The sequence below is a fragment of the Aestuariimicrobium sp. T2.26MG-19.2B genome (assembly GCF_950101875.1).
GTDB classification, from domain to species: Bacteria; Actinomycetota; Actinomycetes; order Propionibacteriales; family Propionibacteriaceae; genus Aestuariimicrobium; species Aestuariimicrobium kwangyangense.
Window position 1 is genome coordinate 1,848,748 of record NZ_CATNLW010000001.1, and the last position, 23,364, is coordinate 1,872,111.

A 23,364-nucleotide genomic window follows, 5' to 3' on the forward strand; every position below is an offset into this window, starting at 1 on the left:
CCTCATGGGTATTCGTAAGTACAAGCCGACCACGCCGGGCCGTCGCGGCTCCAGCGTCGCGGACTTCGTCGAACTGACTCGCAACACGCCGGAGAAGTCGCTGCTGGCCCCGAAGTCGAAGACCGGTGGCCGCAACAACACCGGCCGCATCACCACCCGTCACATCGGTGGTGGACACAAGCAGGCCTACCGCCTGGTCGACTTCAGGCGCTACGACAAGGACGGCGTGCCGGCCAAGGTCGCTCACATCGAGTACGACCCCAACCGCACCGCCCGGATCGCGTTGCTGCACTACGCCGACGGCGAGAAGCGCTACATCATCGCGCCTCAGGGCCTGGTGCAGGGTGCTCCCGTCGTCGCCGGTGAGGGCGCCGACATCAAGCCCGGCAACAACCTGCCGCTGCGCAACATCCCCGTGGGCACCACCGTGCACGCGGTCGAGATGCGCCCCGGTGGCGGAGCCAAGCTCGGCCGTTCGGCCGGTGCCTCGATCCAGCTGGTCGCTCGCGAGGGCAAGTTCGCCACCCTGCGCATGCCCTCGGGCGAAATGCGCATGGTTGACGTCCGCTGCCGCGCGACCGTGGGTGCTGTCGGCAACGCCGAGCAGTCCAACATCAACTGGGGCAAGGCTGGCCGCAGCCGCTGGAAGGGCGTCCGCCCGACCGTGCGTGGTGTGGTCATGAACCCCGTCGACCACCCCCACGGTGGTGGCGAGGGCCGCACGTCGGGTGGTCGTCACCCCGTGTCGCCCTGGGGCAAGCCCGAGGGTCGCACCCGCGACAAGAAGAAGGCGTCGAGCAAGCTGATCGTCCGTCGTCGCAAGTCCGGCAAGAAGCGCTGAGAAGGAGCCTGAACAATGCCACGCAGCCTGAAGAAGGGCCCCTTCGTTGATGAGCACCTGGCCAAGAAGGTCGATGCCCAGAACGAAAAGGGCAGCAAGAACCTGATCAAGACCTGGTCACGTCGTTCGATGATCATCCCGGACATGCTGGGACACACCATCGGCGTGCATGACGGTCGCAAGCATGTCCCGGTGTTCGTCACCGAAGCGATGATCGGGCACAAGCTCGGTGAGTTCGCCCCGACCCGCACGTTCAAGGGTCACATCAAGGACGACAAGAAGTCGCGCCGGCGCTGATTGACGCGAGACAAGGAACTGAAACTTTCATGAGCAACACAGAACGACCGAGCCGTCGCGCTGCCCTGCTCGGCGATCGTCCCGGTTCGTACGCCATCGCGCGTCACGTCCGGATGAGCCCGACCAAGGTTCGTCGCGTCGTTGATCTGGTCCGCGGCATGCCTGTGCAGGATGCCCTGGTGACCCTGAAGTTCGCCCCGCAGGCTGCTTCGGAGCCGGTGTACAAGGTGGTGGCCTCGGCCGTCGCCAACGCCGAGCAGACCGATGCCCTGCGTGCCGACCAACTCTTCATCTCGCAGGCCTTCGTCGACGAAGGTGTGACCATGCGTCGCATCCGTCCCCGTGCCAAGGGCTCCGCGAGCCGCATCCTGAAGCGCGCCGCCCACATCACCGTGGTCGTCGAGCCGAAGGGCGCAGCCGTCCAGCCGGCCAAGAAGACCCCCAAGACCGAGAAGGAGGCCTGAGCATGGGCCAGAAGATCCATCCCATCGGCTTCCGTCTCGGGACGACCACCGACCACACCACCCGCTGGTACTCCGAGAAGAACTACGCGGACTTCGTGGCCGAGGACGTCAAGATCCGGGCCTACCTGACCAAGACCCTGGAGCGCGCCGGCATCTCGTCGATCGAGATCGAGCGCCGCTCCGAGCGAGTGAGCATCTTCCTGCACGCGGCCCGTCCGGGCATCGTCATCGGCCGCAATGGCGCCGAGGCCGAGCGTGTGCGCGGAGAGCTCGAGAAGCTCACCGGCAAGCAGATCCAGCTGAACATCCTCGAGGTCAAGAACCCCGAGACCGATGCCCAGCTGGTCGCCCAGGGTGTGGCCGAGCAGCTCGGCGCCCGCGTGGCCTTCCGCCGCGCGATGCGCAAGGCCCAGCAGACCGCCATGCGTTCGGGTGCCAAGGGCATCCGCATCAAGTGCTCCGGTCGTCTGGGTGGAGCCGAGATGAGCCGGTCCGAGGGGTACCGCGACGGCCAGGTGCCGCTGCACACCCTGCGTGCCGACATCGACTACGGCTTCTACGAGGCCCGCACCACCTTCGGCCGCATCGGCGTGAAGGTCTGGATCTACAAGGGTGAGGTTTCGGGCACCCGCGCCGAGCGTGCTCAGCAGCGCGACGCCCGCAACACCGCTCCCGGTGGACGTCAGCGTCCGGGCCGTCGTCCGGCTCGTGGCGAGGGCCGCACCGATCGTCCCGAGCGTGGCGGACGCCGTCGCGCCGAGGCCGCCGAGGGCGCTGCGCCCCAGGCTGCCGCCACCCCCGAGACCGCAGGAGCCTGATCCATGCTGATTCCTCGTCGCGTGAAGTACCGCAAGCAGCACCACCCCCATCGCGACGGTGCCGCCAAGGGTTACACCAAGCTCGCCTACGGTGAGTTCGGCATCCAGGCACTGGAGACGTCCTACCTGACCAACCGTCAGATCGAGGCCGCTCGTATCGCCATGACCCGTCACATCAAGCGTGGTGGAAAGGTGTGGATCAACGTCTACCCCGACCGCCCGATCACCAAGAAGCCTGCCGAGACCCGCATGGGTTCCGGCAAGGGTTCCCCCGAGTGGTGGGTCGCCAACATCAAGCCGGGCCGGGTGCTCTTCGAGCTCTCCGGCGTGTCGGAGGACGTGGCCCGCGAGGCCATGCGTCTGGCCATCCACAAGCTGCCTTTCAAGGCTCGCTTCATCAAGCGGGAAGCAGGTGAACTCTGATGCCGAAGACCACCACCTCGGCTGCAGATCTGCGCGGCCTCAGCCGTGAGGATCTCAACGGCAAGGTCCGTGAGCTGAAGGAAGAGCTGTTCTCCCTGCGCTTCCAGTCCGCCACCGGCCAACTCGAGTCGCACGGCCGCCTGCGTGAGGTCCGCAAGGACATCGCTCGCATCTACACCGTGCTCCAGGAGCGCAACCTGGGCATTGTCGTCGAACCCGACGCTGAGAAGCCCGAAGCTGGGAAGAAGGCCTGACTGCCATGACTGACAAGACTGCTGAGAACACCGGGGCTCCCCAGCGGGAGAGCTTCCGCAAGGTGCGCGAGGGCGTCGTCGTGTCCGACAAGATGGACAAGACGATCGTGGTCGCCATCGAGGAGCGCGTGAAGCACGCCCTCTACGGCAAGATCATGACCAAGACCGCCCGCCTGAAGGTGCACGACGAGAACAACGAGGCCGGCGAGGGTGACCGCGTGCGCGTGATGGAGACCCGTCCGCTCAGCGCCACCAAGCGTTGGCGTCTGCTCGAGATCGTCGAAAAGGCCCAGTGATCCACCAGGCCCAGTGACCCGCTCCGCTCGGTGATCCTGCTCTGCAGGTGAGCCCGATCGGCTCTGGTCGACATCAGGAACGGCTCGTCCCCTCCGGGGCGGGCCGTTCCTTGTCAATCCACCTTGGTCATCCGCGCTCAGTCCTGACCGCCGGCGCTCTGCTCACGGGACCGGTACTGCGAGGGACTCACCTGGTGGATCCGCCGGAACTGCCGCGAGAAGTAGAGGCTGTCGGGGTAGCCCACCTCGGTGGCGATCGACGCGATCGTCCGGTCGGTGGTGTCGAGCAGGGTACGGGCCGTGCTCATGCGCAGCCGGGTCTGGTACTCCAGCGGGCCGAAGCCCGTGGCCCGTCGGAACATGGCCGAGAAGTGCGAGGTCGACCACCCGGCCAGGGCCGCCAGTTCGGGAACCGACAGGTGCGCGCTGACGTTGGTCTGGATGTGGGCGATCACGTCGGCGACGGGGTCCTGCCGCGACCCCAACCGGGTGAGGGGACGACCGTCGGCGACCAGGGCGGTCAGCAGGTGCCAGGCGGCACCCGAGGCAGCCACCAGCGACGTCATGGTCTCGTCGGTCTCGAGCCGACGAAGGATGGAGTCGACCAGAGCACTCACCCTGGTGACCTCCGCCACCCTGAACACCGGTTGCTGGGGGGTGGCCCGAAGGGCCGCGATCAGCGCGTCGGCCCTGGTGCCTGTGACGTGCACCCACCAGATCGTCCACGGCACCTCGGGGTCCGCGTGGTAGCGGTGTGGTCTGCCGGCAGGTAGCACCACCACCTCACCTGCCCGCACCCGGTGATTGGTGCCGTCGAGGGTGACTTCGCCCTCACCCTGGGTGCACAGGATCACGATGTGCTCGGCGCAGGAGCGCCGCGACTTGGAATGGTGCCGCGCCTTGGGGAAGAAGCCGGCGTCGGTCACCAACAGCGGACCGGTGAGGGCTCTCTGTCGTGCCTGGTCGACCACCGGCCGGGGCAGCACCCGCAGTCTCTGGCCGGGAAAACCCTCGGGATAGTCCTCCTGGCTGACACCGTCGTCCATGGGGCGATTCTGTCAGAACCGTCCATGTCTGGGGCGCACTCAGGCTCAGTTCCAGAGCGTGGATCATGGAAATCTCCATCCATCTCCCGCAACCTGACATGGGCCGGGGCCGCTCGGCGCGGCACAGTTGTGCCGTGAACAATGCAGCCCAGCCTTCGACGGAACCCTCCACGAGCGGGAACCCCACCCGCGTGGCCCACCTGCGTCGAGACGGGGTGTCAGTCGTCGTCGAGCTCGGGCGAGGACTGCCCCGCATCCTGCACTGGGGTGCCGACCTGGGTGAGCTCACCGAGAGCGACCTGGCGGCGGTCGAGCTGCAGACCCGAGCCACCACGGGGGACTCCCGGGTGCATGCCCCGTACCCGGTGACGGTGTTGCCCGCCCTGGCGGAGGGCTGGGTCGAACGTCCGTCCCTGTCGGGGCACCGGACCGACCACACCGCGTGGGCGCCCCTGTTCACGGCCGCGGGCCACGAGCTCACCGACCACCAGGTCGTCGCCCGGGCAGACGACGAGGCGTCGGGGCTGGCCCTCGCAGTGCACCTCGCGCTCGAGGTCGGGGGAGTGCTGACACTGACCTGCACCCTCACCAACACCGGTGACACCGACTTCGAGCTGACCTCCCTCGAGCCGCACCTGCCGGTGCCCTCGCGGGCAACCGAACTCGTCGACTTCACCGGACGCTGGGCGCAGGAGCGCACCCGTCAGCGTCGCGAGTTCCTGGTGGGGCATTGGGTCCGGGAGTCCCGGGGTGGCAAGCCCGGTTTCGAGAGCCCGTGGGTCACGATGGCGACCACCCACGAGGCGGGTCACCGGTCGGGCGAGGTCTGGGGCATCCACCTGGGTTGGTCCGGCTCCCAGGTGACCGCCGCCACCCGCACCCCCTACGACACCCGGGCCCTGTCGGCCGGCGAGATGCTCCTCCCCGGCGAGGTGGTCCTCGCCCCCGGACGGAGCCACACGAGCCCCACCCTCTTCGCCGCCTGGGGCAGGGGCATGGACGCGATGGCCGAGCGCTTCCACACCCTCGTCCGGTCATGGCCCAACCAGCGGGCAGCGCGGCGCCCGGTCACGTGGAACTCGTGGGAGGCGGTCTACTTCGACGTCGACCCCGACACCCTGATGGCTGCCGCCCGGCGTGCCGCCGAGATCGGGGTCGAGCGGGTCGTGGTGGACGACGGCTGGTTCACCGGGCGCCGCGACGACACGTCTTCGCTCGGTGACTGGGTGGTCGACACCCAACGTTGGCCCCAGGGCATGAAGCCACTGGCCGACCTGGTGCACTCGCTGGGGATGGAGTTCGGACTGTGGGTGGAACCCGAGATGGTCAACCTCGACTCCGACCTTGCCCGCAGCCACCCCGAGTGGTTGTTCGACGCCGGCCACGGCGCGGGGCTTCCCAGTCGCCACCAGCACGTGCTCGACCTGACGCATCCGGAGGCCTGGCGGCACGTGCGTGACCAGATCTCGACGGTCATCGGCGAGGTGGGCATCGACGCGCTCAAGTGGGACCACAATCGCTACCTGCTCGATGCCGGCCACCAGCCCTCGGGTGCACCCGCGGTGCGGGCCCAGACCGTGGCGGCACTGGCGCTGATGCGTGACCTGATCGAGCGGCACCCCGGGCTGCAGATCGAGTCCTGCTCCTCGGGTGGGGGTCGGGCAGACCTGGGTGTGATGCAGATCGCCACGCGCATGTGGCCGAGCGACATCAACGACCCGCACGAACGCACCTCGATCCTGGCGGCGACCGAACTGCTGCTGCCGCCCGAGGTGACCGGCACCCACCTCGGTGCCTCCCCCGACCACATCACGGGTCGTTCCTTCTCCTTGGCCACCCGGGGGTTGCTCGCCCTCGGGGGTCACCTCGGGATCGAGGCTCCCCTGGAGCGCCTGCCCCAGGCTCAACTCGATGAGCTGGCCGCCTGGGTGGCCCTGCACCGACGCCACCGCGACCTGCTGCACAGCGGCAGGGTGGTCCACGTCGACACCGATCCCGCGATCGCCGTGCGCGGCGTCGTGGCCGAGGATTCGTCGGAGGCGCTCTTCAGCCTCGTCGTGCTGAACCGGCCCGTGACGTGGCCCGCCGAGCGCTGGCGCCTCGAGGGCCTCGACCCCCACCGCCGCTACCGGGTCAGCGAGCTGTCTGCCACCGGTGCCGCTCGCAGCGAACCTGCCTGGCTGGCCGAATCGATCACGGCGTCAGGTGCAGCCCTGATCGAGATCGGGCTGGAGTGCCCACGGCTGAACCCCGACACCGGCGTCCTCGTGCACGTGGAGGAGGTCCGATGACGACTCCCACGGACACCCCCGGCGAGGGCGACTTCGTCCCGCACGACGCTCCCGGTCTGCCGACCCGTCCGCAACGCTGGAGGGACGCCCCGGTGGCGGTCTGGGAGGAACCGCTGACGCTGCCCACCTACCATCCGGACAGTCCCTCGCCGCATCCGGCCTTCCTCGGCAACCGGGTCTACCAGGGCTCCTCGGGTGCGGTACATCCCATGCCGCTGTACGAGTCGATCGAGCCCGTCGCCCGTCCACGCGACTGGCGGGCAGTGCACCTCGAGAACGACTGGTTGCGCATCGTCGTGCTGCCGGAGCTGGGTGGCCGCATCCACATCGGCTACGACCGGGTGCGTGACCACGACTTCTTCCATCGACAGGACGTGATCAAGCCTGCCCTGGTGGGGTTGGCCGGCCCCTGGATTGCCGGTGGCGTCGAGTTCAACTGGCCGCAGCACCATCGTCCGGCGACGTTCCTGCCCACTGACGTCGAGATCGAGCACGGGGACGACGGCTCCGTCACCGTCTGGTGCAGCGACCACGACCCCCTCACCCGCATGAAGGGCATGCACGGCATCAGGTTGGCCCCCGACCGGGCGGTGGTCGAGGTGCTGGCCCGCGTGCACAACCGCACCGACGTACCCCAGACCTTCCTGTGGTGGGCCAATGTCGCCGCCCGGGTCGACGAGAACTACCAGTCGTTCTTCCCCACCGACGTGCACTTCGTCGCCGACCACGCCAACCGCGCCACCACCGGCTTCCCGGCAGCGGATCGTCCCTACTACGGGGTCGACTACCCGGCCCGGGTCACGCCCCAACATCCCGACGCGGACCGGCTCGACTGGTACCGCAACATCCCCGTGCCCACCAGCTACATGGTGCTCGAGACCGACGACGAGTACTTCGGCGGCTACGACCACCGCCGGGGCGCGGGCTTCGTGCACTGGGCCTCGCGCGAGGTCTCGCCGGGCAAGAAGCAGTGGACCTGGGGCAACCACGAGTTCGGCCACGCCTGGGACCGTGCGCTCACCGACGACGGCGGCCACTACATCGAACTGATGGCCGGAGTGTTCACCAACAACCAACCGGACTTCAGCTACCTGCAACCGGGGGAGACCAAGACCTTCAGCCAACTCTGGTACCCCATCGGCGAGCTGGGTCCGGTGCAGCAGGCCAACCCCGATGCCGCCGCCAGCCTGGTGGTCGAGCCGCTGCCTCGCGGTGACGGTGATGACGACGACCACGCGGGCGCAGAGCTGGACGAGCGTCGGGTGACGGTCCGTGTGCAGTCGACCAGGGCCCTGGCCGACTGCTCCGTCGAGCTCCTCGTCGGCGGGGAAGGGACGGAGGTTCGACAGGTGGAGCAGTGGCACCTGGGTGACCTCGACCCCGCCCACCCCGTCACCCGCACCGCCACGGTGCCCTCGGGTGCCGGCGTGCGCGCGATTGTCCGGCAGGGCTCCTCACCCCTGCTGACAGTGCTCCCCGTCGAGCAGCCGGACAGCTTCGAGGTACCGCCCCCCGCCGTGGAACCGGCGCCCCCCGAGCAGGTGGCGAGCAATGACGAACTCTGGTTCATCGGCTCCCACCTGGAGCAGTACCGGCACGCCACCCGATCACCTGAGACCTGGTGGTCGGAGGCCCTACGACGCGACCCGGGCGACTTCCGCTGCAACGTCGGCATGGGCCTACGACGCTTCCGGGCTGCCGACTTCGAGGCAGCCGAACGCCACCTGAATGCCGCGGTGGCGAGGTCCAACACCCACAACTTGAACCCGCGTGACGCCGAGGGTCACTACCTGCTGGGCTTGACCCTGATGCGGCTGGGTCGACTCGATCAGGCGTGGACGATCCTCGCGCGCGCCGGCTGGGACGGTCACTGGTGGATGCCCGCACAGCTGGCCATGGCGCGCATCGAGTTGCTGCGCCGTGACGACCAGACCGCGGTGGAACGTCTGTTGACCCTGGTGCAGCGCTCGCCCGAACAACTGGAGGCACGCGACCTTGCCGTGGTCGGTCTGCGCCGGTTGGGTCTGGCGGACGAGGCGACCGACCTGCTCGACGGGACCCTCGCGCTCGACCCCCTGGACGCGTGGGCGCGGGTCCTACGGGTGCTCCCTGCCGACACTGCTCCCACGAGTGAGGATCTCAACCGGGTCGGGCTCGACCCCGTGACCTGGCTCGACGTCGCCAAGGAATTCAAGCGCTGTGGGGCCTGGGACGAGGCCCTGGCGGTGCTGGCCGCCGGTGATCGGGCGGCCCCCGTCGAGGGCATGACAGGGGTGGCCCCGCTGTTGTCGCACCACCGTGCCCACGTGCTGGCCCTCCGATCGGGCGAGCACTCCTCACCGGCGGTGGCCGAGGCGCTCGCCGAAGCCGTGGCCAGCGACCCCAGGTGGGCGCTGCCCATCGATCATGACGACGTGGCTGCCCTGCGGTGGGCGGTCGACCTCGACCCGGGCGACTGGCTCGCCCACTCGATGCTCGGCAGCTGGAACCTGCACTGGCGGCGGGTCGACGAGGCACAGCGGCACTGGTCGGCCAGTTGGACGACCCACCCCACGGCGGTGGTGGGCCGGTGCCTGGGCCTGCTCGCCCACAACCACGACCACGACCCGGCACGGGCGTGGCAGTTCTACGAGCGAGCCCGCGCCCTCGCCCCCGATGATGCGCAACTCCTCTCCGAACTCGACCAGTTGGCGCAGTTGCGCTCTGAGCCGGTCGCGTCACGGTTGGCCCGGCTGGACCGGTACCCCGAACTGGTGGGGCGGCGTCACGACCTGGCGGCACGTCACGCCGGGCTGAAGGTGGTCATCGGACGAGCGGACGAGGCCCTCGCAGCCCTCGCCCGCCGGCAGTTCCAGCCCTGGGAGGGCGGTGAGGGCCAGGTGCTGGCCACGTGGGAGGCCGCCGCTCTCGCCGCCACCCTGCAGCACCCCCACCGAGCACTGGCGCTGATCGACTCGGCCCTTCGTCCGCCGGCATCGTTGGGGGAGGACCGGCACCTGCTGGCCAATCCCGCGCACCTGTGGCTCGCCCGGGGCGACGCCCACGCCCGGCAGGGCGAGAGGCGGGAGGCCCAGCAGGCCTGGCGCCGTGCGGCGGAGGCCGTCGGCGACTTCCGTGAGATGGCCACCACCCCGCACTCGGACCTGAGCTTCTTCCGGATCGTGGCGCTGCGCCGACTCGGGGAGGGCGAGCGAGCCGATGACCTGACCGCCGACCTGGCCGACTTCACCGACCACGTGGCCAGTGCCCCCGCCCGCATCGACCACTTCGCGACCTCGCTTCCCCAACTGTTGTTGTTCGTGCGACCCCCGGAGGCCGACCGCGACGACCAGGTGGCGGTGTTGCGAGCCCAGCTTGAGCTCCTGGCCGGCGTCACCGACGGCCCGGCGCTGCAACACGCCAAGCACCGACTGCCGCACCACCTGCTGTTGTGGTGGAGCGCGCAGGTCTCTCGATGACACCCGACCTGCGACTGGCCGGGGCCGGGGGAGAGGTGAGGGTCCGGCCCGAGCGGGGGGCGAAGCTGACCTCACTGCGATCTCCCGACGGGCTCGAGTGGCTGTCGACCGGGCGCGAGAGCTGGTCCGGCCCGGGCTTCACGGAGTCCGAGATGGGCGGCTGGGACGAGTGCGCGCCGACCATCTCGGCGGGACGACTGCAGGACGGTCGGACGCTCGGGGACCACGGCGATGTCTGGGACGAACCCTGGCGCGTCGTCCGCCACGACGCGGGGGAGCTCACCTGCGAGGTCGACGTGCCCGGGCTCGGGTTCAGCCTTCGCCGCCGCATCACGCCCACCGGAGCAGGCTTCCGGCTCGACTATCGGGCGCGCAGCCTGCCCGCCGCCCCTCCGCTTCCCTTCCTGTGGGCGGCCCACCCCCAATTCATCGCGCCCGAGCGACTGGTGGTGCCGCACCTGCGTGAGGTGCTGCCGACCCACCCGGTCGCCGCGGACGCACCGGTACCGTGGGGCGGTCCTCCGCCGATGGTGGCCACGGGCGCTGGTCCCTCCGGCCGCCCCGCCGACGAGCCCCGTGCCAAGAAGGTGTGGGCGCACACCCCCCGCCTGCCGGCCGAGGTGGTCCTGGGGCGCGAAGGCTGGGAACTCGTCCTCGGCTGGGGAGGTGCACCGCTGCGGTCGGTCGCCCTCTGGTTCGACCCCGCTGAGTACGCCGGGACCCCCGTGGTGGCGGTCGAACCGGCCACCGGGGCGGGGGACGACGTGAGTCGTCTCGTCCCCGGTGACGAGGTGGCAGTGCTCAGCCATGAGCACCCGCTCGACTGGTGGGTGGAGCTGTCCTTCAGGCGTACCTGAACAGTCCGGACGAGGCTCCCGATCCGCACCTCGCAGAATGCTGCGGAGACTGCCGGGGAGGCCACTGGCGCGATTAGGCCGCAGCTCACCGCTGGGATACTCTTGACCAGTTGTGTCCAGGTCTGTGCCCTCGGCTTCATCGCCGGTGGGGACCTTTCCTGGAGTTTGGCAACTCCCGCACGTTCGCGAGCGGGGCGCCTCCTGGCAAAATCCAGGGGGTCAACCACGAGCTCGGACAGGCCCCGTCAGAGGAACCGGTCGAGCAGAGGAGAATCAATGATCCAGCAGGAGTCGCGGCTGAAGGTCGCCGACAACACTGGTGCCAAGGAACTCTTGTGCATCCGTGTTCTCGGTGGGTCGAAGCGCCGTTACGCCGGCCTGGGGGACACCATCGTGTGCAGCGTCAAGGACGCCATCCCCGGCGGCAATGTCAAGAAGGGCGATGTGGTCAAGGCCGTCATCGTCCGCACCGTCAAGGAGTCGCGTCGTGTCGACGGCTCCTACATCAAGTTCGACGAGAACGCCGCGGTGATCCTGAAGAACGACGGGGAGCCCCGTGGCACCCGCATCTTCGGCCCCGTCGCCCGCGAACTGCGCGAGAAGAAGTTCATGCGCATCGTCTCGCTCGCCCCGGAGGTGATCTGAATGAAGGGTCTCCACGTCAAGAAGGGTGACCGCGTCAAGGTGATCGCCGGCAAGGACCGCGGCACCATCGGCGAGATCATCGCCGTTGACATCGAGCGTCAGCGCGTCACTGTGCAGGGCGTCAACATCGTCAAGCGCCACCTGCGCGACCAGGCCAACTCGTCCGGTGCCCAGGTCAAGGGCGGCATCGTCGCGTCCGAGGCTCCCATCCACGTGTCGAACGTGCAGCTGGTCGTCGGCTCCGGTGCCGATGCGCAGGTCTCCCGGGTGGGCTACCGCCGCGAAGAGGTCACCAAGCGTCGCGCCGACGGCAGCGAGTACACCGCCTTCCGCTCGGTGCGCTACCTCAAGAAGGAAGAGCAGGCGAAGGCCGACAAGCCCGCCAAGGCCAAGAAGGAGGCCGACAAGTGACCACCACCGAAGCCCCCCAGGTCAAGGCTGTGCCCCGCCTGAAGCAGAAGTACCGCGAGACCATCGCGCCCGCCCTGCACCAGGAGTTCGAGTACGCCAACGTCATGCAGATCCCCGGTCTGACCAAGATCGTGGTCAACATGGGTGTCGGCGAGGCCGCTCGCGACTCGAAGATCATGGACGGCGCCATCCGCGACCTGACGGCCATCACCGGTCAGAAGCCGCAGGTGACCAAGGCCCGCAAGTCGATCGCCCAGTTCAAGCTCCGTGAGGGACAGCCGATCGGCTGCCACGTCACGCTGCGTGGGGATCGCATGTGGGAGTTCGCCGATCGTCTGCTGAGCCTCGCGCTGCCCCGTATCCGTGACTTCCGCGGTCTGAACTCGAACCAGTTCGACGGTCAGGGCAACTTCACCTTCGGTCTCAACGAGCAGGTCATGTTCCTCGAGATCGACCAGGACAAGATCGACCGCACCCGCGGTATGGACATCACCTTCGTGACCACCGCGAAGACCGATGCCGAAGGTCGCTCGCTGCTCAAGCACCTCGGCTTCCCCTTCAAGGAAGTTGACGATCCCAAGAAGACCGGCCCCAAGCGCGGCAAGGCCTTCTACTCCAAGAAGAAGAAGTGAGCTGAGGTACTGAGATGGCAAAGACCGCTCTGAAGGTCAAGCAGTCGCGCAAGCCCAAGTTCGCCGTTCGTGCGTACACCCGCTGCAACAAGTGTGGACGGCCCAAGGCCGTCTTCCGCAAGTTCGGCCTGTGCCGCGTCTGCGTGCGCGAACTCGCCCACCGTGGCGAACTGCCCGGCGTGACCAAGTCCTCCTGGTGAGAGACCTCGAACCTTCCACATCTGAGCGCCACAGGTCGTCGTCCGTCGAGGACGAACGAAACCGGGGCGAGAAAGAGGCTGAACAGCCATGACCATGACTGATCCCATCGCAGACATGCTGACTCGTCTGCGTAACGCCAATCAGGCGTACCACGACAAGACCAGCATGCCCAGCTCGAAGATCAAGGTCGGCATTGCCGAGATCCTGAAGTCCGAGGGCTACATCGCGGACTTCGAGATCAAGGATCCGACCGAGGGCGAGGTCGGCAAGACGCTGACCCTGACCCTCAAGTACGGCGACTCCCGCGAGCGTTCCATCGCTGGCGTGCGTCGCATCAGCAAGCCCGGTCTGCGCGTCTACGCGAAGTCGACCAACCTCCCCAAGGTCCTCGGTGGCCTGGGCGTGGCGATCATCTCGACCTCGCAGGGACTGCTGACCGACCGACAGGCACACGAAAAAGCCGTGGGCGGCGAAGTTCTCGCCTTCGTGTGGTGACCGAACGAGACTGAGGAGGAGAAGAACAAAATGTCACGAATTGGCAGGCTCCCGATCACCGTCCCGTCCGGTGTCGAGGTGAGCATTGATGGCCAGACCGTCGCGGTGAAGGGTCCCAAGGGCACCCTGAACCACGTCGTCGCGGCTCCGATCACGATCGGAAAGAATGACGAGGGCCAGATCGAGGTCTCCCGTCCCAACGATGAGCGGCTCTCGAAGTCGCTGCATGGCCTGACCCGAACCCTGGTGAGCAACATGGTCACCGGTGTCACCGAGGGCTATGAGAAGAAGCTCGAGATCGTCGGTGTTGGTTACCGCGTGATCTCCAAGGGCCCCAAGCAGCTCGAGTTCGCGCTCGGGTTCTCGCACCCCGTGATCGTCGACGCCCCCGAGGGTGTCACGTTCGCCGTCGAGAACAACACCAAGTTCTCGGTGCAGGGCATCGACAAGCAGGTCGTCGGCGAGGTTGCGGCCAACATCCGCAAGATCCGCAAGCCCGAGCCCTACAAGGGCAAGGGCGTGCGCTACGCCGGCGAGCACGTGCGCCGCAAGGTCGGAAAGGCTGGTAAGTGATCATGGCTCTCTCGTTTGGTCCCCGCAGGGGAATGGCGAGCCGCGTTGCATCGCGTCTGCGTCGGCAGGCTCGGGGACGCAAGAAGATCTACGGCTCGCACGAGCGTCCCCGCCTGGTCGTGACCCGCTCCGCCCGCCACATCGGCGTGCAGGTGGTCGACGACGTCGACGGTCGCACCCTGGCCAGCGCCTCCACCATGGAGGCCGGCCTGCGCACGTTCGAGGGCGACAAGTCGGCGAAGGCCGCCAAGGTGGGCCAGCTGATCGCTGAGCGCGCCAAGGCTGCCGGTGTCGAGTACGTGGTCATGGACCGCGCTGGCAACAAGTACCACGGTCGGATCGCCGCGCTCGCTGATGCAGCGCGCGAGGCCGGTCTGGGCCTCTGACGGACGAAAGGAACAGCGATGAGTGGAACTCAGCGCCGCGGTGGCGGCGCAGCTGGTGAGCAGCAGCAGCGTCGCGGCCGTGACGACCGTCGTGGCGGACAGCAGCAGCGCGAAGAGAAGAGCCAGTACCTGGAGCGGGTCGTCGCCATCAACCGTGTGGCGAAGGTCGTGCAGGGTGGTCGTCGGTTCAGCTTCACCGCCCTCGTGGTGGTCGGCGACGGCGAAGGCACCGTGGGTGTCGGCTACGGCAAGGCCAAGGAGGTGCCCGCGGCAATCGCCAAGGGTGTCGAGGAGGCGAAGAAGAACTTCTTCCGGGTGCCGCTGATCCAGCGCACCATCCCGCACCCCGTGCAGGGCGAGAAGGCTGCCGGTGTGGTCATGTTGCGTCCGGCTTCGCCCGGTACCGGTGTGATCGCCGGTGGTTCGGCCCGCGCCGTGCTCGAGTGTGCGGGTGTGCACGACGTGCTCGCCAAGTCCCTCGGTTCGGCGAACGCCATCAACGTGGTGCATGCCACCGTTGCAGCGCTCAAGGGACTCGAGACCCTGGAGGCCGTGGCCAAGCGCCGCGGCAAGTCCGTCGAGGACGTGGCCCCTGCAGCTCTGCTGAAGGCGTCGCGGGTGGAGGTGGCTCACTGATGGCACGTCTCAAGGTGACCCAGACCAAGTCTGGCGTGAATCGCAAGCAGAACCAGCGAGAGACCCTGCGTACGCTCGGTCTCAAGCGGATTGGCGACGTGGTGGTGAAGGAGGATCGTCCCGAGATTCGCGGGATGGTCAAGTCCGTCGCCCACCTGGTCGTCGTGGAAGAGGTGGAATGACATGGCGTTGAAGCTTCATCACTTGCGCCCTGCCCCGGGTGCCAAGACCGACAAGACCCGTGTGGGTCGCGGTGAGGGTTCGAAGGGCAAGACCGCTGGCCGCGGTACCAAGGGCACGGGAGCTCGCAAGAACGTTCCCCAGTTCTTCGCGGGTGGCCAGATGCCGCTGCACATGCGCATGCCGAAGCTCAAGGGCTTCAAGAACCCGTTCCGCGTGGAGTACCAGGTCGTCAACCTGGCCAAGCTGGGCGAGCTCTTCCCCGAGGGTGGCACCGTGACCGTCGATGACCTGGTGGCCAAGGGCGCCGTGCGCGCCGGGCACCTGGTCAAGGTGCTCGGTAGCGGCGACCTCAGCGTCAAGCTGAACGTCACCGTCGACGCCTACTCGGCCTCGGCCAAGCAGAAGATCGAGGACGCCGGCGGCACCGCCGACACCCTCTGATCCACGTTCGATCCTGATCGTCGACGACGGCGGTCCCTCTGGTGAGGGGCCGCCGTCGTCGTCGTGCGGGGTGGTGGAGCACCCTTGGCGAGCGCTTTCCCGCGGGGGGCTGCTCGAGGATGGTCCAGCGTCCCTCACTTTCTCGACACGACTAGGGGCAACACCCGTGGTCGAAGAAGGTCACGAACGGGACACAATGACGGGGTGGGGGCTTGCGTGCGGCGGCGGCGGCGCTACGTTGGACCCAGTCCGTGGCGAAGGCGCCATGGAAATCCTGTGGAGGGACATTGATGACCACTCTCAACCGACGCACCCTGTTGGGTGCTTCTGCCGCCGGGATCTCGGCGGTCGCTCTGACTGCTTGTGGCGGTGGATCGGGCGCAGGACCTGGCGGTGGCGGCACCACTGGCGGTAAGTCCGGTGACGCCAAGGCCGACTACATGAAGGCCGAGGGCAACAACTTCGGAGGAAGCATCTCCTGGGGTTCGTGGGCCAACCCGGGTGAGGCCAAGCGCTTCAACGAGTACGCCGCGAGCTTCAAGCAGAAGTACGGCACCGACGTGAAGTTCCAGGTCGTCTCCGGTGACTACGCCTCGAAGATCCAGACCCAGCTGGTGGGCAACGCAGCCCCCGACGTCTTCTACGTCGGTGACAACATGATGGCCAAGCTGGTCGAGAACAACGCACTCGTCGAGATCGGCGAGTACATGAAGTCGTCGGCCTCGCGCTCGCCGTTCGACCAGCACCTGACCAACCTGCTGGACTGGTGCCAGCCCAAGGGTGACGGCAAGTTCTACGGCATGACCGTCGACTGCAACCCGGCCACCTTCTGGTTCAACCAGGACCTGCTGCAGGAGGCCGGCTACGGCGACGACCCCGCCAAGCGTTTCGAGGGCGGAGTCTGGACCCAGCAGGCCGTCGACGAGCTGTTCACCAAGGTGACCGCCAAGGGCAAGAAGGCCCACGTGCTCGAGTCGGGCTACGGCCACTGGCTCTCGTGGATGACCACCTTCGGTGGCAAGCCATGGGCCGACAACGGCGACTGCCAGATCGACAAGGACGATGCCTGCATGAAGGCCATCGAATGGATGTGGGGCCACCTCGACAAGGGGACCATGACCTACGGTGGCTCGCTCCCCAAGGGCCAGGGCGTCGACGCCCTGTTCTACGCGAAGCAGCTGGCGACCATTCCCTACGGCCGCTGGATCCTGCCGAACCTGAAGGAGCTGAAGTTCAACTACGACATCGCTCCCTACCCGACGATCGACGGCAAGGAGATCATGCCGACCGTCGTGTACGTGGCCGCCATGGGTGTCAACGCCAAGGCCAAGAACGTCGACCTGGCGAAGGCGTTCACCGCCATCTACACCGGTGTCGAGGGTGAGAAGGCCCGTCTTGCGGGCGGCGGCAACGCCGTGCCCGCCGTGAAGGGCCTCGAGAACCTGGTGGAGGAGGACAACCCGCCGCTGCCGAAGCACGCCAAGACGTTCAACGACTTGGCTGGCAAGGGCTACGCCATCCCGCTCAAGATCGCCAACAACGCGGTCGTTGCCTCCAACCTGGGCACGGTCGTCGACAAGTGGATCAAGGCCAAGGTGTCTGCTGCTGACTTCGGCAAGAAGCTCACCACCTACATCAACACTGGCAAGGAGTCCTGAGTCGTTCGTGAACTGAGGTTCACGACGCTGCAAATGTTGCGCTACTGGGGGCGAGGATCCCTCGCCCCCAGTAGTGTCACGCCTGACACAACAGAAGGAGGTGCGTTGCGATGACGGAACGTCCCCAAGCCGACGGCGAGGTCGTGGGTGTGCAGCCCGCGGCCGCAGATGCCGTGACCGAAACCTTGTCGGTGGCCAACAAGGCCAAGGCAGACCTGAAACTGCAGCAGCGCGTCGAGCAGACCGCCGGCGAGACCCACCGCAGGGCGCTGCGCAAGCGGCGCATGCGTGACAACCTGCATGGCTACGCGTTCATGGCGCCCCAGCTCGTGGGCCTGCTGGCCTTCATGATCGGCCCGCTCGTCTTCGCCATCATCCTGGCGTTCATGAAGTGGGACGGGTTCGGGAACCGGACCTTCATCGGCTTCGGGAACTTCGAGACGGTCTTCCAGAACGAGCAGTACCGCAAGTCGGCGGTCAACACCCTGTGGTTCACCGCGCTGCAGGTGCCCTCCCTGATGGTCTCGGCGTTCCTGTTCGCGCTGCTGCTGCAGCGGACCGGCCCCATGAAGAACGTCTACCGCACGGCCTTCTTCGCCCCGCAGGTGACCGCGACCGTGGCCGTCTCGGTGGTCTGGCTGTGGCTGTTGAACCCCGAGATCTCCCCGCTGACGGCTGGTCTGCGCAAGCTGGGCTGGGCCGCACCGCCGGACTGGCTGAACGACCCCACCTTCGTCATCCCCGCCGTGGTGCTGGTATCCGTATGGCAGGGCCTGGGCTATCAGGTCGTCATGTTCATGGCCGGTCTTGAGAACGTGCCATCGTCCATGTACGAGGCGGCCTCGATCGACGGAGCCTCAGAGATCCAGAAGATGTTCCGCATCACGCTGCCCTTGATCTCACCGACGATCCTGTTCCTGTCGATCACCTCGATCATCGGCTCCTTCCAGGTCTTCGACTACATCTACGTCTTCTTCGACACCACAGCACCTGCCTACGGACGAACCATCGTGTACGAGATCGTGCAGGTCGCGTTCCGTGAGTTCAACTTTGGTGTGGGTGCCGCCCTGGCGTTGCTCTTGTTCATCTCACTGCTGCTCCTCACGGGCCTGCAGCTGATCGCTCAGAAGAAGTGGGTGTTCTACACAGAATGAGTACCGCAGTCGAAACCCGAACCGAGTCAGCCGTCGACCAGCCCGTCAAGGGCCATCGCATGAGTCGCGCCTGGCGCAACCCCGCCCTGTGGATCATCCAAGTCCTCATGGCTGTGGCCAGCATCTTCATGGCGCTGCCGTTCCTGTGGATGCTCTTCTCGTCGGTCAAGCCGCTCGACGAGATCTTCCAGCAACCTCCGAAGCTGCTGCCGGCAGGAGCGCCCTGGCACTGGAAGTGGAGCAACTACACCGACGCTTTCGACCAGGCGTCCGCAGGTGGTCAATGGTGGAGCTCCGGCTTCCCGTTGGCGTTCTGGAACAGCTTCTACATCGCCACCCTCGTCACCCTCGGCACCCTGCTGACCAGCTCGATGGCGGCCTACGCCTTCGCTCGCATCCGCTTCTTCGGGCGCGGATTCTGGTTCATGCTGTTCCTGGCCACGATGATGGTGCCAGCCCAGCTGACCATCATCCCGCTGTTCATCATCATGGGTCAGCTCAAGTGGGTCGACACCCACCTGCCCCTGATCGTCCCGCCGATCCTCTTCAACGCCTTCGGGGTGTTCCTGTTGCGTCAGTACGTGCGCGGCATCCCCGTGGAACTGGAGGAGGCGGCACAGATCGACGGTGCCTCGAGGTTCCGCATCTTCACGCAGATGATCCTGCCGCTGCTCAAGTCACCGATGGTGGCGCTCGGCATCTTCACCTTCCTGGGGCAGTGGAACAACTTCTTCTACCCGTTGATCTTCCTGAACAGCTCCGACAAGTTCACGCTGCCGCTGGTGGTCAACCAGTTCAAGGGCGCGTACTCGTCGAACTGGACCGGCATCATGGCCGCGGCGACCCTGTCGGCGCTGCCCCTGCTGATCGTGTTCATCTTCGCTCAGCGTCAGATCGTCGAGGGCATCGCGCTCTCGGGGTCGAAGACCTGATCGCCCGATCCCACACCACAGCAGGGGCCGCACTCAGCCGAGTGCGGCCCCTGCTGCGTCGTGAGGGCGCATCACGGGCGCCGGGCAACCGGCGCCGTCAGCCGGTAATCGTCGTGCCGAGCACAGCGGCGGCCACCTCGTCCCAGGTGTCGACCGCCAGCGTCGGCTCCTCGAGCCCTGCGGGCCAGGGCCGTCCCCGGGTGAGCCAGATCGACCTCATGCCGACGGCTCTCGCACCGGCCACGTCGGACTCGGCCGAGTCGCCCACCATCCAGTCGTCCATGCCGATCTGCTGGCCGACCACCGCGGCCGCCCGCGTGAAGATCTCAGGATCCGGCTTGGACACACCGGCCGCCTCACTGATCACCCAGCCATCCACCAGGTCTGCCAGGTGCAGACGTTCGATCTTCGCGGTCTGTTGAGCGGTCGCCCCGTTCGTCACGATCACGATGCGCCAGCCTGCCGCGCGGATCGCGGACAAGGCGTCGGCGGCACCGTCCACCAACGTGAGGCGATCCACGATGCCGGCGCGGAACCGGTCGAGGATCTGCTCCGACTCCTCGGGGTCCAGGTCGAGCAGCCGGGTGAGGTCGTCCACCGTGTCCTGCTTGCGGCCCAGCCCGTCGCGGTCGGCGGCGACCATCGCATCGACGAGGCTTGGGTCGGCCCCGCGCTCGGCCAGGTAGTCGACGGCCCACGCCCGGTAGGCGCCGGCGCGGTCGGCGATGGTGTTGTCGAGGTCTGCGTACAAGGTCGGCACCCGGCGAGCCTATCGACCGCGGACTGGTTGGCCCGACGCCACGATCACCACGGTGGCTCGACCAACGCTCCGAAACGGGGGGTTGGTCGAGCCACCGTGGTGATCCTGGCGGCCAGGGCAGCCGCAGGGGCCGCTGGGTCCTGCCCAGGAAGGGACGGCTCAGAGGGCGGCGATGATGTCGGTGACCCGGTCCTTGGCGTCACCGAACAGCATCACGGTGTTCTCCCGGAAGAACAGTGGGTTCTGCACCCCCGCGTACCCGGCATTCATCGAGCGCTTGAACACGACGACGGTCTCGGCCTTCCACACCTCGAGCACCGGCATACCGGCGATGGGGGAGTCCGGCTCGTCCAGAGCGGCTGGGTTGACGGTGTCATTGGCGCCGATCACGAGCACCACGTCGGTGTCGCTGAAGTCATCGTTGATCTCGTCCATCTCGAGCACGATGTCGTAGGGCACCTTGGCCTCGGCCAGCAGCACGTTCATGTGCCCCGGCAGGCGTCCGGCGACGGGGTGGATGCCGAACCTGACCTTGATGCCACGGGCCCGCAGTTGTCGGGTGAGCTCCGCAACGGGGTACTGCGCCTGCGCCACTGCCATGCCGTAACCGGGGGTGATCACCACCGACTGCGCGTCGCGCAGCAGTGCGGCCACCTCGGACGCTGACACCTCCCGGTGCTCCCCGTAGTCGCGATCGACCCCGGAGACGGTTGCTCCCTCTCCGAAACCGCCCAGGATCACCGAGATGAACGAGCGGTTCATGGCCTTGCACATCAGGTAGCTCAGGATGGCACCGGACGACCCCACCAGGGCACCCGTGACGATCAGCAGGTCATTGCCCAGCATGAAGCCGGCGGCCGCGGCAGCCCAGCCCGACCACGAGTTCAGCATCGACACCACGACTGGCATGTCACCACCACCGATGGACGAGACCATGTGCCAGCCCAGGGCGAACCCCAACAGCGTCACCAGGCCCAGGGGCCACAGTCCCTGGCCATGGGGAGCCATCACCAGCCACACGATGGCGGCCACGGAGGCGAGGAAGGCAGCGAGGTTCAGCCAGGTACGTCCCGGAAGCATCAGGGGACGACCCGCCAGTCGTCCACTCAGTTTGCCGTAGGCGACCACCGAACCGGTGAAGGTGTAGGCGCCGATCAGTACGCCCACGCCCACCTCGACCAGGTGTGCGGTCTCGGAGCCACCGGTGGATGCGGCCGTGTCGAGGAAGGAGCTGAAGCCCACCAACACCGCGGCCAGACCCACGAAGGAGTGCAGCATCGCGATCAGTTGGGGCATGCCCGTCATCTGCACCCGCAGTGCCAACCAGAGCCCGATGGCCGAACCGATCAACAACGGGACCACCAGCAGGACGAGCGTGAGCGGGATCCCGCGCTGGGAGTGGGTGAGGGCGTATCCCACGGTGGCCACCCCCGCCAAGGTCATGCCGACCATGCCCGCCAGGTTGCCCATCCGTGCCGACTCGTGCCGGCTCAGCCCGGCCAGGGCGAGGATGAACAGCAGCGCCGCGATGATGAAGGTGGTCTGCACCAGCGATTCGGCGGTCACTTGGAGGCCTCCTGGGTGTGGCCGGAGCGGAACATGTTGAGCATCTTGCGGGTCACGATGAAGCCGCCGGCGATGTTGACCGAGGCCAGCAGGATGGCGGCCATGGCGACGACCGTGACCGCCCAGTTGGCCGACCCGACCTGTAGCAGCGCGCCGACCATGATGATGCCCGAGATGGCATTGGTCTCAGCCATCAACGGGGTGTGCAGGGCGTGGGAGACGTTCGAGATCACATAGAAGCCCGTCACCACGGCCAGCATCAGCACCAGCCAGTGGGCGAGCAGCGGCAGGGGCGACACGGCCCCGACCAGAGCGAAGAGCACCAGCACCAGCCCGCCACCGTAGAGGGTGCGCTGACGCTTGCGCCGCGCCAGCACCTGCGGGTCCTCAACCGGTGCGACCACGGTCGTCCGGGGGACCACGGCTGGTGCCGCGGACACGTGCACGGGGGGCGGCGGCCACAAGACGTCGCCTGCGTGGCTGACGGTCATCGAACGGATCACCTGGTCCTCCAGGTCGATCACGACCGCGCCGTCCTTGGCGGGGGTGAGCAGCTTCATCAGGTTCACCAGGTTGGTGCCGACCAGTTCCGAGGCCTGCCTCGGCAGCCGGGCGGCCAGGTCGCTGATGCCGATCACCGTGACCTGGTTGTCGGAGACGACGATCTCGTCGACCTTGGTCAGGGCGGCGTTGCCGCCCGTCGAGGCCGCGAGGTCGACGATCACGCTGCCGGGGCGCATCGCCGCGATCATCTCGTCGGTGATCAGCAGGGGAGCGGGCTTGCCCCGCACCTGGGCAGTGGTGACCACGATGTCGGCACGCGCTGACTCGGCGGCGTACATGCGAGCGGCCACCTCGGCCTGTTCGGCACTCATGCCGCGGGCGTACCCGTCGGAGGAGATCTCGCTGTCGACGGCGTCGACGCGGACGAAGTCGGCTCCCATCGACTCGATCTGTTCGGCCACCTCGGGGCGAACGTCGAAGGCGCGCACCTCGGCACCCAACGAGCCGGCCGTCCCGATGGCTGCCAGACCGGCGACGCCGGCACCGACCACGAAGACATGGGCGGGTGGCATCTTGCCTGCGGCCGTCACCTGGCCGTTGAAGACGCCACCGAAGTGCTCGGCCGCCTCGATGATGGCGCGGTAGCCGGCCAGGTTGGCCATCGAGGAGAGCACGTCGAGCGACTGGGCCCTGGAGATGCGCGGGACGGCGTCGAGCGACATGGCCGTCACTCCATCGGCCGCCAGTCGAGCGACGAGGTCCGGGTGCGCCGCGGGGTCCAGGGTCGAGACCAGCAGGCTGCCGGGGCGGAGCCATCCGAGTTGTTCGTCGGTGGGGCTGTCGACCGAGAACACGATCTCGGCGCGCCAGGCATGGTCGGCCTCGACCAAGCTGGCTCCGACAGCCTCGTAGGCCGCATCGGGGAAGGCGGCCTGGGCTCCGGCGCCTCGTTCGACGACCACCTCGTGGCCGAGCTTGATCAACTGGGTGGCCGTGGCTGGGGTTGCCGCCACCCGGGTCTGGGCGGGGCGGATCTCCCGCGGGATGCCGATCAGCATGGAACCTCCTGGACGTCCGGCCGACAGGTCGACCCTAGTGGCCGCCAGCGCCGGGGGAGTGCCGGGGTACCCGAATGTGAGGCC

Annotated in this window: 27 protein-coding genes; 23 read left to right on the forward strand and 4 right to left on the reverse strand. The window is 67.5% G+C overall.

Annotation, left to right across the window (positions count from 1 at the left end; all coding sequences use genetic code 11):
- Window positions 1-4 precede the first annotated feature (4 nt).
- From rplB to rpsQ, 7 genes are read left to right on the forward strand one after another with little or no spacing between them, the layout of a single operon-like run.
- A complete protein-coding gene (gene rplB / locus QQZ11_RS08150) occupies window positions 5-841 on the forward strand; it encodes a 50S ribosomal protein L2 (protein WP_022910639.1) in 837 nt (278 codons plus the stop codon).
- A 15-nt stretch (window positions 842-856) separates the two neighbouring features.
- The gene (rpsS, locus tag QQZ11_RS08155) at window positions 857-1,138 is read left to right on the forward strand and encodes a 30S ribosomal protein S19 (protein WP_022910640.1); all 282 of its coding nucleotides are present in this window, start codon (window positions 857-859) and stop codon (window positions 1,136-1,138) included.
- Between the two features lie 29 nt (window positions 1,139-1,167).
- Entirely contained in the window at window positions 1,168-1,602 is a 435-nt protein-coding gene (gene rplV, locus QQZ11_RS08160; RefSeq protein ID WP_284549778.1) for a 50S ribosomal protein L22, read from the forward strand.
- A gap of 2 nt (window positions 1,603-1,604) precedes the next feature.
- Complete coding sequence (gene rpsC / locus QQZ11_RS08165) at window positions 1,605-2,420, forward strand: 30S ribosomal protein S3 (protein WP_022910642.1); 816 nt, start codon at window positions 1,605-1,607, stop codon at window positions 2,418-2,420.
- A gap of 3 nt (window positions 2,421-2,423) precedes the next feature.
- Window positions 2,424-2,843 carry a 50S ribosomal protein L16 gene (gene rplP, locus QQZ11_RS08170; RefSeq protein ID WP_022910643.1) on the forward strand — a complete coding sequence of 140 codons (420 nt, stop codon included), beginning with the start codon at window positions 2,424-2,426 and terminating at the stop codon, window positions 2,841-2,843.
- Window positions 2,843-3,097 carry a 50S ribosomal protein L29 gene (gene rpmC / locus QQZ11_RS08175; protein WP_022910644.1) on the forward strand — a complete coding sequence of 85 codons (255 nt, stop codon included), beginning with the start codon at window positions 2,843-2,845 and terminating at the stop codon, window positions 3,095-3,097. Before rplP ends, rpmC begins: the two co-directional genes overlap by 1 nt.
- A 5-nt stretch (window positions 3,098-3,102) precedes the next feature.
- Window positions 3,103-3,393 carry a 30S ribosomal protein S17 gene (gene rpsQ, locus QQZ11_RS08180; RefSeq protein ID WP_284549780.1) on the forward strand — a complete coding sequence of 97 codons (291 nt, stop codon included), beginning with the start codon at window positions 3,103-3,105 and terminating at the stop codon, window positions 3,391-3,393.
- Window positions 3,394-3,530: 137 nt separating this feature from the next.
- Here rpsQ and QQZ11_RS08185 read toward each other — a convergent pair whose 3' ends face one another.
- Entirely contained in the window at window positions 3,531-4,439 is a 909-nt protein-coding gene (locus QQZ11_RS08185) for an AraC family transcriptional regulator (RefSeq protein ID WP_284549781.1), read from the reverse strand.
- 134 nt (window positions 4,440-4,573) lie between these two features.
- Here QQZ11_RS08185 and QQZ11_RS08190 point away from each other — a divergent pair, with 134 nt between their 5' ends.
- The 16 genes from QQZ11_RS08190 (at window position 4,574) to QQZ11_RS08265 (ending at window position 19,392) form a co-directional block, all read left to right on the forward strand.
- On the forward strand, window positions 4,574-6,730 hold the full coding sequence (locus tag QQZ11_RS08190) for an alpha-galactosidase (RefSeq protein WP_284549782.1): 2,157 nt from the start codon (window positions 4,574-4,576) through the stop codon (window positions 6,728-6,730).
- Entirely contained in the window at window positions 6,727-10,188 is a 3,462-nt protein-coding gene (locus tag QQZ11_RS08195) for a DUF5107 domain-containing protein (RefSeq protein WP_284549784.1), read from the forward strand. Before QQZ11_RS08190 ends, QQZ11_RS08195 begins: the two co-directional genes overlap by 4 nt.
- Window positions 10,185-11,045: a hypothetical protein gene (locus QQZ11_RS08200; protein ID WP_284549786.1), complete on the forward strand. Its 861-nt coding sequence runs from the start codon at window positions 10,185-10,187 to the stop codon at window positions 11,043-11,045. The genes QQZ11_RS08195 and QQZ11_RS08200 overlap by 4 nt, the downstream gene beginning before the upstream one ends.
- Window positions 11,046-11,321: 276 nt before the next feature.
- Entirely contained in the window at window positions 11,322-11,690 is a 369-nt protein-coding gene (gene rplN, locus QQZ11_RS08205; protein ID WP_022910651.1) for a 50S ribosomal protein L14, read from the forward strand.
- Window positions 11,691-12,101 (forward strand): 50S ribosomal protein L24, encoded by a 411-nt coding sequence (gene rplX / locus QQZ11_RS08210; RefSeq protein WP_022910652.1) that lies wholly within the window; start codon window positions 11,691-11,693, stop codon window positions 12,099-12,101. It begins immediately after the preceding gene.
- Window positions 12,098-12,733, forward strand: a complete 636-nt coding sequence (gene rplE, locus QQZ11_RS08215) for a 50S ribosomal protein L5 (protein ID WP_022910653.1) — start codon at window positions 12,098-12,100, stop codon at window positions 12,731-12,733. The genes rplX and rplE overlap by 4 nt, the downstream gene beginning before the upstream one ends.
- A gap of 14 nt (window positions 12,734-12,747) precedes the next feature.
- Window positions 12,748-12,933: a type Z 30S ribosomal protein S14 gene (locus QQZ11_RS08220; RefSeq protein ID WP_022910654.1), complete on the forward strand. Its 186-nt coding sequence runs from the start codon at window positions 12,748-12,750 to the stop codon at window positions 12,931-12,933.
- Window positions 12,934-13,021: 88 nt separating this feature from the next.
- Window positions 13,022-13,429, forward strand: a complete 408-nt coding sequence (rpsH, locus tag QQZ11_RS08225) for a 30S ribosomal protein S8 (RefSeq protein WP_022910655.1) — start codon at window positions 13,022-13,024, stop codon at window positions 13,427-13,429.
- A 30-nt stretch (window positions 13,430-13,459) separates the two neighbouring features.
- The gene (rplF, locus tag QQZ11_RS08230) at window positions 13,460-14,002 is read left to right on the forward strand and encodes a 50S ribosomal protein L6 (RefSeq protein WP_022910656.1); all 543 of its coding nucleotides are present in this window, start codon (window positions 13,460-13,462) and stop codon (window positions 14,000-14,002) included.
- 2 nt (window positions 14,003-14,004) lie between these two features.
- Window positions 14,005-14,388 carry a 50S ribosomal protein L18 gene (gene rplR / locus QQZ11_RS08235; RefSeq protein ID WP_026378088.1) on the forward strand — a complete coding sequence of 128 codons (384 nt, stop codon included), beginning with the start codon at window positions 14,005-14,007 and terminating at the stop codon, window positions 14,386-14,388.
- A gap of 18 nt (window positions 14,389-14,406) precedes the next feature.
- A complete protein-coding gene (gene rpsE, locus QQZ11_RS08240) occupies window positions 14,407-15,024 on the forward strand; it encodes a 30S ribosomal protein S5 (RefSeq protein WP_022910658.1) in 618 nt (205 codons plus the stop codon).
- Complete coding sequence (gene rpmD, locus QQZ11_RS08245; protein WP_022910659.1) at window positions 15,024-15,206, forward strand: 50S ribosomal protein L30; 183 nt, start codon at window positions 15,024-15,026, stop codon at window positions 15,204-15,206. The genes rpsE and rpmD overlap by 1 nt, the downstream gene beginning before the upstream one ends.
- Before the next feature lies 1 nt (window position 15,207).
- Entirely contained in the window at window positions 15,208-15,648 is a 441-nt protein-coding gene (gene rplO, locus QQZ11_RS08250; RefSeq protein ID WP_284549788.1) for a 50S ribosomal protein L15, read from the forward strand.
- Window positions 15,649-15,938: 290 nt separating this feature from the next.
- On the forward strand, window positions 15,939-17,306 hold the full coding sequence (locus QQZ11_RS08255) for an extracellular solute-binding protein (protein WP_284549789.1): 1,368 nt from the start codon (window positions 15,939-15,941) through the stop codon (window positions 17,304-17,306).
- A 110-nt stretch (window positions 17,307-17,416) separates the two neighbouring features.
- Entirely contained in the window at window positions 17,417-18,460 is a 1,044-nt protein-coding gene (locus QQZ11_RS08260) for a carbohydrate ABC transporter permease (protein WP_284549790.1), read from the forward strand.
- Between the two features lie 59 nt (window positions 18,461-18,519).
- Window positions 18,520-19,392: a carbohydrate ABC transporter permease gene (locus tag QQZ11_RS08265; RefSeq protein ID WP_284549792.1), complete on the forward strand. Its 873-nt coding sequence runs from the start codon at window positions 18,520-18,522 to the stop codon at window positions 19,390-19,392.
- Window positions 19,393-19,489: 97 nt separating this feature from the next.
- Here QQZ11_RS08265 and QQZ11_RS08270 read toward each other — a convergent pair whose 3' ends face one another.
- From QQZ11_RS08270 to QQZ11_RS08280, 3 genes are all read right to left on the reverse strand, one after another.
- Window positions 19,490-20,152 (reverse strand): HAD family hydrolase, encoded by a 663-nt coding sequence (locus QQZ11_RS08270; protein WP_284549793.1) that lies wholly within the window; start codon window positions 20,150-20,152, stop codon window positions 19,490-19,492.
- A gap of 159 nt (window positions 20,153-20,311) precedes the next feature.
- Complete coding sequence (gene pntB, locus QQZ11_RS08275; protein WP_284549794.1) at window positions 20,312-21,718, reverse strand: Re/Si-specific NAD(P)(+) transhydrogenase subunit beta; 1,407 nt, start codon at window positions 21,716-21,718, stop codon at window positions 20,312-20,314.
- A complete protein-coding gene (locus tag QQZ11_RS08280; RefSeq protein WP_284550198.1) occupies window positions 21,715-23,280 on the reverse strand; it encodes a Re/Si-specific NAD(P)(+) transhydrogenase subunit alpha in 1,566 nt (521 codons plus the stop codon). The genes pntB and QQZ11_RS08280 overlap by 4 nt, the downstream gene beginning before the upstream one ends.
- Window positions 23,281-23,364 lie beyond the last annotated feature (84 nt).